Source organism: Bacillus sp. FSL K6-1284 (assembly GCF_038002625.1).
In the GTDB taxonomy this organism is placed as follows: domain Bacteria; phylum Bacillota; class Bacilli; order Bacillales; family Bacillaceae; genus Bacillus; species Bacillus paralicheniformis.
Genome location: NZ_JBBOCW010000001.1, coordinates 2,254,669 through 2,268,020 on the forward strand (window position 1 = coordinate 2,254,669; position 13,352 = coordinate 2,268,020).

General features: G+C 46.4%; 8 protein-coding genes. 7 read left to right on the top strand and 1 reads right to left on the bottom strand.

The window, feature by feature from the left end:
• The first annotated feature begins 98 nt into the window (after window positions 1-98).
• The 4 genes from MHB72_RS11525 (at window position 99) to MHB72_RS11540 (ending at window position 5,567) form a co-directional block, all read left to right on the top strand.
• The gene (locus MHB72_RS11525; protein WP_026579593.1) at window positions 99-572 is read left to right on the top strand and encodes a MarR family winged helix-turn-helix transcriptional regulator; all 474 of its coding nucleotides are present in this window, start codon (window positions 99-101) and stop codon (window positions 570-572) included.
• On the top strand, window positions 569-2,296 hold the full coding sequence (locus tag MHB72_RS11530) for an ABC transporter ATP-binding protein (RefSeq protein WP_023855736.1): 1,728 nt from the start codon (window positions 569-571) through the stop codon (window positions 2,294-2,296). The genes MHB72_RS11525 and MHB72_RS11530 overlap by 4 nt, the downstream gene beginning before the upstream one ends.
• The gene (locus MHB72_RS11535; RefSeq protein ID WP_026579592.1) at window positions 2,293-4,116 is read left to right on the top strand and encodes an ABC transporter ATP-binding protein; all 1,824 of its coding nucleotides are present in this window, start codon (window positions 2,293-2,295) and stop codon (window positions 4,114-4,116) included. The genes MHB72_RS11530 and MHB72_RS11535 overlap by 4 nt, the downstream gene beginning before the upstream one ends.
• Before the next feature lie 236 nt (window positions 4,117-4,352).
• Complete coding sequence (locus MHB72_RS11540) at window positions 4,353-5,567, top strand: cytochrome P450 (protein ID WP_095292032.1); 1,215 nt, start codon at window positions 4,353-4,355, stop codon at window positions 5,565-5,567.
• A 46-nt stretch (window positions 5,568-5,613) separates the two neighbouring features.
• Here the strand turns inward: MHB72_RS11540 and MHB72_RS11545 are convergent, their stop codons facing one another.
• Window positions 5,614-6,330, bottom strand: a complete 717-nt coding sequence (locus tag MHB72_RS11545; protein WP_020451729.1) for a 3-ketoacyl-ACP reductase — start codon at window positions 6,328-6,330, stop codon at window positions 5,614-5,616.
• 342 nt (window positions 6,331-6,672) lie between these two features.
• On the opposite strand from MHB72_RS11545, the gene ppsA reads away from it, so the two are divergent.
• The 3 genes from ppsA to MHB72_RS11560 all read left to right on the top strand — a co-directional run bounded on the left by ppsA (window position 6,673) and on the right by MHB72_RS11560 (window position 13,316).
• Entirely contained in the window at window positions 6,673-9,267 is a 2,595-nt protein-coding gene (ppsA, locus tag MHB72_RS11550) for a phosphoenolpyruvate synthase (RefSeq protein WP_216920763.1), read from the top strand.
• A 438-nt stretch (window positions 9,268-9,705) separates the two neighbouring features.
• Window positions 9,706-11,130: an MDR family MFS transporter gene (locus MHB72_RS11555; protein WP_026579590.1), complete on the top strand. Its 1,425-nt coding sequence runs from the start codon at window positions 9,706-9,708 to the stop codon at window positions 11,128-11,130.
• A 146-nt stretch (window positions 11,131-11,276) separates the two neighbouring features.
• Complete coding sequence (locus MHB72_RS11560) at window positions 11,277-13,316, top strand: molybdopterin-containing oxidoreductase family protein (RefSeq protein WP_050821053.1); 2,040 nt, start codon at window positions 11,277-11,279, stop codon at window positions 13,314-13,316.
• The last annotated feature ends 36 nt before the right edge of the window (window positions 13,317-13,352 follow it).

Here is a 13,352-nt window from a genome sequence, read left to right on the forward strand (position 1 = left end):
AGTTTCTTCTTTGACAATCTTTTGTTGTTCTATGTATGATAATACCGTGTTTTAGTTTATTTACTTAATTAATTAAAATGGAGAAGCAGGTGCTTTTTATGAAACAAGATAAAGTCAGCCGCAAGACCGTTGTGCAGTTGATCGAAGCTTTCAACCGGCTGCGGTATGCGGAAATGAAGCAGTCTTTTCCTGCAGTTGAATGGAAAAAGACTGAGGCAAAAGCGCTGATGTTTTTAAATGAAGCAAGCGGTGAAGGCAAAATGGCATCCGAAATCAGCCGCGCTCTGCATGTCACCTCCCCTTTCGTCACGCAGATGTTGAACAGAATGGAAAAAAAAGGGCTCGTTTTTCGGCGCATGGATGAGGATGACAGGAGGATCGTCCGGATTTTTTTAACCGATGAAGGAAAAAAAGCGGCGGACGATGCGCTTAAAGGGCTGAACCGGTGGTTCCTGCAGCTCACTCGGTTTCTGGGCGAGGATGAAAGCAGGCAGTTCGCCGATTTGATTCATAAGTTATCCGAGTTTATCGAACACGGAGAAAAAACAAGTGAAAAGAAGGTTGAAAAATGATCTCACTCTTAAAATATTTAAAGCCTTATAAGCTGCAAGTGATTCTTGTCGCTGTTTTTACTTTGCTGAGCAGTGTGCTTGAGCTTTATTTGCCGACGTTAATGGCAGATGTCGTTGATGTCGGAATCGTGAACGGCGACATGCCATTCATATTGAGAACCGGCGGCTGGATGATCGCCTGCTCCCTTCTGGCCATCATCATGACTGTCGGAAAAGCGTTTTTCGCTTCGAAAACAGCCCTCGGCTTTGGAAGGGATATCAGGCGCAAGCTGTTTGTCAAAGTTGAACACTATTCAATGGATGAATTCGGAAAAATCGGTTCTGCTTCTCTCATTACCCGTACCACAAATGATGTCAAGCAAGTCCAGGATGTACTCAACATGATGCTTTCATTGATGACAAGAGCGCCGTTAATGCTGGTCGGCGGTATTGTGCTTGCCGTGTCCAGAGATGCCAAGCTGTCGATTATATTTCTGGCCGCTCTCCCGATCCTTGCGGGGCTGATTTTTCTCATTACAAGAAAAGCTGTTCCCTTATTCGGCGTTCTTCAAAAAAAGACGGATCGTCTCAACCTTGTTCTCAGGGAAGGTTTGACTGGAGTTCGCGTCGTTCGCGCCTTTAACCGAGTTGATCAAGAAAAAGCCCGTTTTCAAAAGGCAAACGAAGAGTTTCGCGATACAGGCATCGCCGTCAACAGAATCATGGCTTTTCTATTTCCTGTCATGATGATTATGATGAATTTCACGAACATCGCGATTATCTGGTTCGGAGGCATCCGCATCGATCAAGGCAGCATGCAGGTCGGGAACTTAATGGCTTTCCTTCAATATGCATCCATGATTCTAATCGCGCTGATCATGCTTGCGATGACATTCGTGATGATCCCAAGGGCTCAGGCATCTGCCGACCGCATTAACGAAGTGCTGTTAACAGTGCCTTCGATTACCGATCCGAAAGAGCCGCAGAAAGACAGCGGCTTGCGCGGTTATGTGGAATTTCAAGATGTGACTTTTCGTTATGCCGGAGCTGAAAAGCCCGTTCTCGAAAATATTACGTTCAAGGCAAAACCGGGTGAAACGACTGCGATCATCGGCAGCACAGGGGCCGGAAAAACGACGATTCTTCAATTGATCCCGAGATTTTTCGATATTGAAAAAGGGTCTGTGCTTGTCAACGGAACAGATGTCAGAAAGATGGCGCAAAAGGAGCTTCGCGCGAAAATCGGCTATGTCCCGCAAAAAGCTTCAATATTCAGCGGGACGATCAAGGACAATATCCGATTTGGCAAAGAAGATGCAACAGATGAAGAAATTTTGGAAGCACTTGAAACGGCACAGGCTGCCGAGTTTGTGGAAGGCAAGGAAAATGGAATTGAATCTGATATCGAGCAGGCCGGAGCCAACCTTTCAGGCGGCCAGAAACAGCGGCTTTCCATCGCCCGGGCATTGGTCAGAAAACCGGAAATTTATTTATTTGACGACAGCTTTTCGGCGCTTGATTACAAAACGGATCAAAAGCTGAGAAAAGCGCTTCAGAAAACCACCGCTGATGCCGCCGTCATTATTGTTGCCCAAAGGGTAAGCACGATTACAGATGCGGACCAAATCATCGTATTAAATGAAGGAAAAATAGCCGGTATCGGCACCCATCAACAATTGCTTGCTGAAAATGGAATTTACCAGGAAATTGTGGCATCACAGCAGGCCGAGGAGGAAAGCGCATGAGCCAACAACAAAAGCATCACGGCTCGATACCAAAAGGAATGCACGAGACAAAACCGAAAGAATTTAAAAAGACCCTCTTGAGATTGGCCCGCTATTTAAAACCGCGGACCTTCCAGCTGGTGCTCGTTGTCTGTGCTGCAATATTGGCGACGTTGTTTAATGTCATCAGTCCAAAACTTCTCGGAGATGCGACCTCTTCCCTTTTCGCAAGCTTTACAGAAGGCACCGGTGTTCAATTCGGCTTTCTCGGCCGGATCACGATGATCCTGGCAGGACTGTATCTGCTTTCTGCTTTCTTTACGTTCTTGCAGCAATACCTGATGGCCGGCGTAGCCCAGAAAACGATATACGAAATGCGCCAGGAAGTGAATGAAAAGCTGACGCGACTCCCTTTAAAGTACTATGACAAGCATTCGCATGGCGATACGCTCAGCCGCGCCGTCAATGATATTGACAATATTAATACGTCACTGCAGCAGGCGCTGACGCAAATGATTACGTCTGTCATTACCATAGTCGGAATCATCGTCATGATGCTCCTGATCAGCCCTGTGCTGACGCTCGTCGTCTTCATCACGGTTCCGCTCAGCATGCTCGCTGTCCGATTTATCGCCTCATTTTCGCAGAAACACTTCGGCACGCAGCAGAAAGAACTCGGCGACATCAACGGACACGTTGAAGAGATGTTTACAGGGCACCAGGAAGTAAAGGCATTCGGTCATGAAGAAAAAGCGATTCAGCAATTCAATGAAGTGAATGAGCGTCTTTACCAGTCAGGCTGGAAAGCGCAGTTTATTTCAGGTCTGATGATGCCGATCATGACATTCATCGGCAACCTCGGCTATGTGTTTGTCAGCATAACCGGCGGTATTTTCGTTCTTAACGGCACCCTCTTAATCGGAGGCGTGCAGGCTTTTATCCAATACACGCAGCAATTTTCCCAGCCGCTCGTTCAAGCTGCCGGAATCGCGAATACAATCCAATCGGCAATCGCATCCGCCGAAAGGGTGTTCAGTCTTTTAGACGAAGACGAGGAAACCGAGGAGACGCCGGCTTCCATCGATACCGGCGCATTAAAAGGCGATGTATCGTTTGAACGTGTCGCCTTCGGCTATGATAAAAACGTTCCGGTCATCCGCGATTTAAGCCTCCATGCCAAAGAAGGCCAGACAATTGCGATCGTCGGACCGACTGGTGCAGGAAAAACGACGATCATCAATTTGCTGATGCGGTTTTATGAATTAAACAAAGGCAGCATCAAGGTCGGCGGCACTGACATCAGCGAACTGTCGCGCGAACAGGCCAGAAGCATGTTTGCGATGGTTTTGCAGGACACATGGCTGTTCAACGGCACCATCCGCGAAAACATCGCCTACGGACGTGATGGCGCAACAGATGAAGACATCATCAGGGCGGCAAAAGCCGCCTATGCCGACGATTTTATCCGTACCTTGCCGGACGGCTATGATACGGTACTGGGCGAAGATGCCCAAAACATCTCGCAAGGGCAGCGGCAGCTCCTCACGATCGCGAGAGCCATTTTAGCCGATCCGAAGATTTTAATATTGGATGAAGCGACTAGCAGTGTCGACACCCGGACGGAAATGAATATTCAAAAAGCGATGAACAAACTGATGGCTAACCGCACGAGTTTTGTCATCGCCCACCGTCTTTCTACCATTAAAGATGCCGACCTGATTCTTGTGATGAAAAACGGAGATATTATTGAAAAAGGCAGCCATGAAGAGCTTCTCCGCGAGAACGGTTTTTACGCCGATTTGTATAACAGCCAGTTCTCCCGGGAAGAAGCCGTAAGCTGAAAGATCGAGGCCGTACCTCATCAGGTGCGGCCTCGTTTTTTTCATCCATCTCTGAGCTGATGTTCCCGGTGTTGTGAGCATACCTCGCCTTTTTTCCTTTTTTAGATCCGATACTTTCGGCCAATTGACAATTTTTTCATGATATGTCCGTTGAAACCGTTGTAAAAATAGTGATAACGTAAAGATTGAACCGGTTCATCATGTATAAACGATTCATGTTAAAGGAGAGAGTTGACGTGGCAAATTCAAATTCACTTCAATCAAGCAAGCACTATGCCAATTGGATTCCGATGAAAGAAATCAGCTCCAGTAATGACCGGCTGTTTCCGTTCCCGATTTATAACCGGATCAGAAAGACGTCTCCTCTGCGTTACGATGATGAGCGAAAATGCTGGGATATCTTTTCGTATGAAGACGTTCAATTCGTGTTAAAAAACCCGAAGCTTTTCTCTTCAAAACGCGGCGGTAATATGGAAGGAAAAAGCATATTAACAATGGACCCGCCGAAACACACAAAAATGAGGGCCATCGTTAATAAAGCTTTTACGCCGAAAGCGGTGAAAGAGCTTGAGCCGCATATCGAAGAAGTGACGGCTTTTTTATTTAACGAAGCGAAACAGAAGGATTTGTTTGATGTGGTGGATGACTTGGCTGCTCCCCTTCCCGTCATTATCATTGCTGAACTTTTGGGCGTTCCGGCTGAAGACCGCCTCATGTTTAAACATTATTCAGACATCCTTGTCGCAGGTGCGGAAGACCGCTCGGCTGAAGCCGCTGAACAGATGTACAAACGCCGTGAAGAAGGCAATCGGTTTTTGGCGGATTATTTTAAAAACATTATCAAGCAGCGCAAAAAAGAGCCAAAAGACGACCTGATTTCGCTTTTGCTACGGGCAGAAGTTGACGGCAAGTCGCTGACAGAAGAAGAACTGCTGAATTTTTGCATCATTCTTTTGGTCGCAGGCAACGAAACGACAACTAACCTGATCGCAAACAGCGTCCGCTATCTCACCGAAGACAAAGCCACACAGGAAGCCGTAAGGCAAGATTTGTCCCTCGTTCCTGTTTTTGTTGAAGAAACACTGCGGTATTATCCGCCCGTGCAAGCAATCGGCCGCACGGCGGCTGAAGACCTTGACATCAAAGGCGTGCGGATTGCAAAAGGTTCCACGGTGATCAACTGGGTCGCTTCAGCGAACCGTGACGAACTGAAATTTGACGACCCTGACAGCTTTAAGCTTGATCGTAAATCAAACCCTCATATGAGCTTCGGCTTCGGCATCCACTTTTGTCTCGGTGCTCCCCTTGCCCGGCTTGAAGCGAAAGTCGCACTCGATTACTTGCTGCGGCATGCATCCGTGGAAAAGGACAGCTCAGAGGAGCTTGAAGCGATTCAAAGTCCGTTTGTCTTCGGCGTCCGTCATCTCCCCGTACGCCTTTCGCAAAAATAGCACGAAAAAAGGACAGGCTGTTTCAAGCCTGTCCTTTCCTGATTGTTTAAGGGTTTGTAGACCACATGCCCGCTGATTTAATAAAAATGCGCGGATGCAGTTTAAGTTGGGCAACCATGTATTCCGCCAGATCTTCAGGCTGCATGACGCGTTCCGGATTGCCGTCTGTTAATTTGGAGTCGATTGCCAAGTCCGTCGCAACCGTGCTCGGTGTAAGAGCACTCACGCGGATATTGTGCTTTCTGACTTCCTGCATCAGCGATTCGGTCAGTCCGAGTACCGCGAACTTAGACGCGCTGTAGGCGCTTGTCCCGGCTGCTCCCCTTTGGCCTGCTGTAGAAGAAATATTAATAATATCGCCGGCTTTTCTTTCGATCATTTCAGGCAGAACGGCGCGTGTTACATTATAAACTCCCATCAGATTCACCTGGACAATATTTTCCCACTCCTCGGGGGATTGCTCAAGAAATCCTGCAAACCCGCCGATCCCGGCATTGTTAATGAGAATGTCGATTTGTCCAAGCTCTCCTTTTACGGATTGGACTGCACGTTCTACAGCTGTTAAATCCTTTACGTCAGCTGCGGCTACAGATACTTTTACGCCGAACGCCTTTAATTCCTCTGCTGCTTTTTCAAGATTCGCAGCTGTACGGCCGATAAGGCCGATATGTACGCCTTCTTTTGCAAGGGCAATCGCTGTTGCGCGGCCGATCCCTCTTCCCCCTCCTGTAATCAGAGCGGTTTTGTTTTGTAAAGATTGCATATGAAAAACTTCCTTTCTATATGTATCACACGTTTAAATTATAGGAAAATAAACTACGTTTTTGCAAATATGACGACTTGCGAAGAATAAACCTCCTGCGCAGCTGGCATCTTCCGCGAACCGACCGGATTAAATCGGCCATCGTTATATTCGATTGCATGAAGAAACAAAAAAAGAACCATGGTTTTACCAGGTTCTTTTAATATTGCATAAAAACAGACGCGATGATATAATCAGATCACGTACGTTTAAAATTAAATGTCATAGATTTCCCATCTTACATTTTAAGTCTACCATATCGGAAAGCTCTTGTCAAATTTTTTTTCGAAGGAGAGATGCAGAATGAGTCATTTCGTTCTCGGTTTTCATGAAATGGAAAAAACACAGCTTTTGCTTGTCGGGGGAAAAGGGTTAAATTTAGGGGAATTATCAAAAATTCAAGGAATACAAGTACCAGAAGGCTTTTGCGTCACGACAGCAGGATTTCAAAAAGCCGTCAAAGGAAACGAAACGTTCCAAGCGTTGCTGGCTCAACTGGCCATGCTAAAAGTTGAGGATCGGGATCAAATTAGTGACATCAGCAGGAAGATTCGGCAAATCATTATGGAAGGAGAAATTCCTGCTGATGTTGTGAAAGCAGTTGCTCACTATCTCTCTCAATTTGGCAAGAAACATGCTTATGCAGTGCGTTCTAGCGCGACTGCCGAGGATTTGCCGCATGCTTCTTTTGCGGGTCAACAAGATACCTATTTAAATGTTATCGGCAAGGATGCGATCTTGCAGCATATCAGCAAATGCTGGGCTTCCCTGTTTACGGAGCGCGCGGTCATCTACCGTATGCAGAATGGATTCGATCACAGGCAAGTTTATTTATCCGTTATCATTCAAAAGATGGTTTTCCCGCATGCTTCAGGAATTTTATTTACCGCTGATCCGATGACTTCCAACCGGAAACTGCTTTCAATCGATGCCGGTTTTGGACTTGGAGAAGCTCTGGTCTCCGGCTTGGTCTCTGCCGATTGTTATAAAGTGCAAAACGGACAAATCGCCGATAAGAGAATAGCGGCCAAGAAATTGGCGATTTATGGACGAGCACAAGGCGGAACAGAGACAAAGCAGATCGATCCTGATCAGCAGATGTCTCAAGCACTCACTGACGGGCAAATTTTACAGCTGGCACGTATCGGAAGACAGATCGAAGCTCATTTTGGCCAGCCGCAAGATATCGAATGGTGTTTGGCTGATGATACATTTTATATTGTTCAGAGCCGGCCGATCACGACTTTATTCCCGATCCCTGAAGCGAATGATCAAGAAAATCACGTCTATCTATCTGTTGGTCATCAGCAAATGATGACTGATCCCATTAAACCGTTGGGATTGTCTTTTTATCTGTTAATTACTCCTGCACCTATGCGTAAAGCCGGCGGGAGATTGTTTGTTGATGTTGCGCCTAGGCTGACGACACGTGCCGGCCGGGAAGCTTTATTAAACACCGTGGGAGCAGATCCGCTTACAAAAGACGCAATCATGACCGTAATCGAGCGAGATTTTATAAAATTGATGCCAAATGATCAAACAGCACCGATTCCGGGCAACGGTCAAACAGATATGCCGGTGCAATTCGAGAACGATCCGACAATCGTTTCTGATTTGATGAAGCGCAATCAAACATCGATCGAAGAGTTAAAGCAAAACATCCAAGCGAAATCGGGATCGGATTTGTTTGATTTTATACTGGAAGATATCCAACAATTAAAGAAGATCGTATTTGACCCGCAAAGTACGGCTGTGTTTATGGCTGCTATAAATGCGACAACATGGATCAATGAAAACATGAACAAGTGGCTAGGCGAAAAAAACGCCGCTGATACCCTTTCTCAATCTGTACCGGGCAATATTACTTCGGAAATGGGTCTGGAGCTGATGGATGTCGCGGATGTGATTCGCCCTTATCCAGAAGTGATTGATTATTTGCAGCATGCAAAAGAAGATAACTTTCTCGATGAACTGGTTAAGTTTGATGGTGGAAAGGAAATTCAAGACGCTATTTATGATTATCTCAGCAAATACGGAATGCGGTGTCCCGGAGAAATTGATATTACAAGACCTCGCTGGAGTGAAAAACCAATTACACTTGTCCCCATGATTCTTAGTCATATCAAAAACTTCGAGCCTAACGCCGGCAATCGAAAGTTTGAGCAAGGGCGGCGGGCTGCTTTGGAAAAAGAACAAGAGTTAATTGATCGATTGAAGCAATTGCCGGATGGTGAACAAAAAGCTAAAGAAACAAAACGAATGATCGATCTCATCCGGAATTTCATCGGCTACCGGGAATATCCAAAATACGGCATAGTCAGTCGCTACTTCGTATATAAGCAGGCATTGCTGAAAGAAGCCGAACAACTCGTACAAGCGGGCGTTATTCATGAAAAAGAAGATATATACTACCTCACTTTTGAAGAGCTTTACGAAGTCGCACGCACAAAAAAAATAGATAACCAGATCATCAGCAAACGGAAAGACGAGTACAAATTATATGAAAAACTAACTCCACCGCGTGTGATCACGTCTGATGGCGAAATCATTACAAGTGCGTACAAACGAGAAAATTTGCCGCCTAATGCGATTGCAGGCCTGCCTGTTTCTTCCGGAGTGATAGAAGGAAGAGCACGTGTCATTTTAAACATGGAAAATGCCGATCTGGAAGATGGAGATATATTAGTCACCTCCTTTACCGACCCAGGCTGGACACCATTATTTGTATCCATAAAAGGCCTGGTCACCGAAGTCGGCGGATTGATGACCCACGGAGCAGTGATCGCACGCGAATATGGCCTGCCGGCAGTCGTCGGAGTGGAGAATGCGACTGGGCTGATAAAAGATGGGCAACAAATTCGCGTGCATGGCACAGAGGGATATATCGAAATATTGTAATGGTGTCTGTTGCCCAAATAAATACGGGAGTCGACAGTGCATTTAAAAGAACTCTTCAGATTTAGTATCTATCAGGGAAAGGATCCGGAGATAATTTTCTTCAGTCAGAACAGCTGCCAGCAATACAGGTAAATTATACCTGTAATAATCGGCTGATTTGACTGAAAAGATGATCTATGTCCTTCCCTCCCTGTCTTTTCATAATCATCCATACGTTAACTTCAAAAGATGAACCTGACAATTTTATTGTAAATATGGGTGAAACCGAGTATACTCATATAGTTGCCAATCATGAAGAAAAACAATGAACGGCGGTGGAGACACGTTATTATATAAGATGAAAAACGAAAGAAACAAATTGGGACTCCAGATATTCGGGAATCCTACATATCATTTGTCGTCATGTTTTTGGGTAAATTGTATTACAGGAGGTTTGATATGGAGAAAAAGTTTAATTCCAAAGCAATATTAGTCACCTTCATGATTGGTGCATTTTTTGCAATATTAAACGAAACGCTGTTGAACATCGCATTAACAGAGCTGATGGAAGTCTTTCACGTTGATGCCCCGACTGTTCAATGGCTGGCAACCGGATTTATGCTTGTCATGGGTGTTTTAATGCCTATTTCCGCTTTACTGATTCAATGGTTCACGACAAGACAGATGTTTATCGGCGTCATGTCGATTTTTTTAGTCGGAACCATCATCGCCGCTTGTGCAGTGAATTTTCCGATGCTCTTGACGGGGCGCATGATTCAGGCGGTCGGTACAGGTCTCTTGATCCCTATTATTATGAACGCACTCTTGCTCATTTATCGGCCTGAAGTCCGCGGGAAAATCATGGGGACGTTCGGTTTGGTCATCATGTTTGCTCCGGCGATCGGCCCCACTCTTTCGGGCGTCATTGTTGACATCCTCGGCTGGCGCTGGCTGTTTATTATCGTCATCCCTTTTGCAGTATTTTCAATCTTGTTTGCGGTGAAGTATTTGCAAAATGTCGGAGAAGCGACGCGCCCGCGGGCTGATTTTTTATCGATCGTTCTCTCAACCATCGGGATCGGCGGAATCGTATACGGATTCAGCAGTGCCGGAGAGGCTCCGGAAGGGTTTCAGTCCCCTCTGATCATCGGTGTAATCATCGTCAGCCTGATCAGTATCGTGTTGTTCGTGCTTCGTCAGCTGAAGCTTGAACAACCGTTGCTCGATGTGCGTGTGTTCGCCTATAAAAATTACACGCGCGGGGTCTGCCTATTTGTGATTGTCATTATGGCGATGTTCGCTTCCGAAATCGTGATGCCGATGTATTTGCAAGGACCGCTTGGTTTTACAGCCAAAGCAGCAGGGCTTTTACTTTTGCCCGGGGCCTTGCTAAACGGTCTCATGTCACCGGCCATGGGCGCTTTATTCGATAAGTTCGGGCCGAGAAAACTCATCATTCCGGGTACGATCGTTCTCGTCGGCGTGATGTTTTTCTTCAGTAGGATCAATCCTTCGGTGCCGGTCTGGGCGTTTATTATTGTGTACATCATCTTGATGCTGTCGATCTCAGCCATCATGATGCCTGCGCAGACGAATGCATTAAACGAATTGCCGAAACATTTATATCCTCATGGAACGGCAATCGCCAACACGCTTCAGCCTGTTGCAGGCGCACTCGGTGTTTCGGTGTTCGTCAGCATCATGAGCCAAGGCCAGAAAAGCTATCTTGCCGGACAAGAAGCCGCAAGCCCACAAATCGTGCATGAAGCGATGACTCACGGTGTTCACCATGCCTACTGGTTTGCGCTTGCTTTATGCTGTATCGCTTTCTTTACCGCTTTATTTATTAAAAAAGCGGTCGCGCCTGATTTTGATAAAGAATAAACAAAAACTTAAAGGATGTCCTTCCAGGGGCATCCTTTTTTATCGTTGTTCTGCCGCGATTCTTTCGGCTCTTATTTTCAGAATTGACGAGATTTTGTGATATAATGCTAGAATCATATTCATTTTATCGGAAAGGAACGGATTCCATGGAGTCATTTGTTGATCAAAAAGACGGGATTTTCAAATCCGTATGTTCGCTCGACTGCCCGGATCAATGCGGGCTGCTCGTTCATAAAAAAGACGGAAAAATCGTTAAAATACAAGGCGACCCGGACCATCCGGTCACACAGGGCAATATTTGCAATAAAGTCCGCAATATGACGGAGCGTATTTATGATCCCAAACGGCTGAAAACTCCGCTGAAACGGACGGGTCCAAAAGGTGACGGGATTTTTGAACCGATCAGCTGGGATGAAGCAATTGAAACGATTCGCTCCCGCTGGCAGTCGCTCATTGAACAGGAAGGCCCCGAAAGCATTCTGCCCTACAGCTTTTACGGCAATATGGGGAATTTGACGGCTGAAGGAATGGACAGGCGCTTTTTTCACCGCCTCGGGTCGAGCCAGCTTGACCGGGCGATTTGCACTCCTGCCGGTTCTGTCGGCTATAAATACACGATGGGCGGAAGCATCGGCACAGACCCTGAAGATACAACGGAAACAAAACTGTTTATCTTTTGGGGAATCAATGCAGTCTCAACCAACATGCATCAAATCACTATTGCTCAAAAAGCCCGGAAAAACGGTGCAAAAATCGTTGTGATCGACGTTCATAAAAATCAGACCGGGCGGATGGCGGATTGGTTTATTCCGATTCGTCCCGGCACGGACAGCGCGCTTGCGCTTGGCATTATGCATGTCTTATTCGAGGAAAATTTGGCTGATGAACCATTTCTGAAAGAATTTACAGTCGGCCATGAAGAGCTCCGTCGCCATGTACTGCAATACGATCCCGCCACTGTAGAGGCAATCACCGGCGTATCCCGGAATGATATTGTCGAGCTCGCCCGCTTGTACGGCCGCACCTCCCCTTCCCTGATCCGGATCGGCAACGGTCTTCAGCATCATGACAATGGAGGAATGATTGTTCGCACCATCGCGTGCCTCCCCGCGATCACGGGCCAGTGGACGAAAAAAGGAGGCGGAGCGATCAAAGGCAACACGGCATTTTTGGCCTATAATACAAAAGCTTTGCAGCGTCCCGATTTACTAAAAGGCAGAACGCCGAGGGTCATCAACATGAATCAGCTTGGCAAAGCTCTCCTAGAAACCGAGCCTCCGATCCGTTCGCTGTTTGTGTACAGCAGCAATCCGGCCGTCGTCGCGCCGGAGGCGAACAAAGTCAGGAAAGGGCTTGAGCGCGAAGATTTATTCACGGTTGTTCACGATTTATTCTTGACGGAAACGGCACGGTATGCCGATATCGTCCTGCCGGCTTCTTCAGCTTTCGAAAATACGGATTTCTATACATCATATTGGCACCATTATGCGCAAATTCAGCAGCCTGTTATTGAAAAATACGGTGAGAGCAAGTCAAATACAGAAGTATTCAGACTTTTGGCTGAGGCGCTGGGCTTTGATGATGAACCGCTGAAAGATTCCGACGAAGAGATGATCAGACAGGCGCTTGACTACCCTGATAATCCGTGGCTCGACGGCATTGACTACGACAGCCTGACTGAAAAGCATTTTGTCAAAGCCAATCGGAAAACGATTTTTCCTGATAAACTGCCAACGCCCAGCGGAAAAATTGAATTGTACTCAAAACTGATGGAACAGCACGGCTATCCGGGCCTGCCGACTCATACCCCGCTTGTTGAAACTGACAAGTATCCGTTTTTATTTGTACCCGGACCGAATCATAATTTTTTAAATTCGACCTTTTCAAACAATGAAAAGCATATCAAATTAGAAAAGGAGCCGAAACTTCACTTAAATAGAAAGGATGCCGAAGAAAAAGGCATCGAAAACGGAGATTTGGTGAAGGTTTGGAATGACCGCGGATCATGTATCCTGCCCGCTGCGGTCGGAGAACACGTCCTTCCGGGTGTGGCCGTCAGCCAAGGATTATGGGCGGATGCAGATGGGAAGCATTATCTCGTCAATGCACTGACGCCTGATCGATTAGCTGATATGGGCGGTGGAGCAACTTTCTTTTCCGGAAGAGTTCAAATTGAAAAAATATGAACGTGTACAAAAGACCGGTTGAAACAAAACCGGTCT

Excerpts from the sequence above, each read along its gene's own strand:
- MHB72_RS11525 (WP_026579593.1), top strand. The coding sequence starts at position 99 with ATGAAACAAGATAAAGTCAGCCGCAAGACCGTTGTGCAGTTGATCGAA.
- MHB72_RS11530 (WP_023855736.1), top strand. The coding sequence starts at position 569 with ATGATCTCACTCTTAAAATATTTAAAGCCTTATAAGCTGCAAGTGATT.
- MHB72_RS11535 (WP_026579592.1), top strand. The coding sequence starts at position 2,293 with ATGAGCCAACAACAAAAGCATCACGGCTCGATACCAAAAGGAATGCAC.
- MHB72_RS11545 (WP_020451729.1), bottom strand. The coding sequence starts at position 6,330 with ATGCAATCTTTACAAAACAAAACCGCTCTGATTACAGGAGGGGGAAGA.
- ppsA (WP_216920763.1), top strand. The coding sequence starts at position 6,673 with ATGAGTCATTTCGTTCTCGGTTTTCATGAAATGGAAAAAACACAGCTT.
- MHB72_RS11555 (WP_026579590.1), top strand. The coding sequence starts at position 9,706 with ATGGAGAAAAAGTTTAATTCCAAAGCAATATTAGTCACCTTCATGATT.
- MHB72_RS11560 (WP_050821053.1), top strand. The coding sequence starts at position 11,277 with ATGGAGTCATTTGTTGATCAAAAAGACGGGATTTTCAAATCCGTATGT.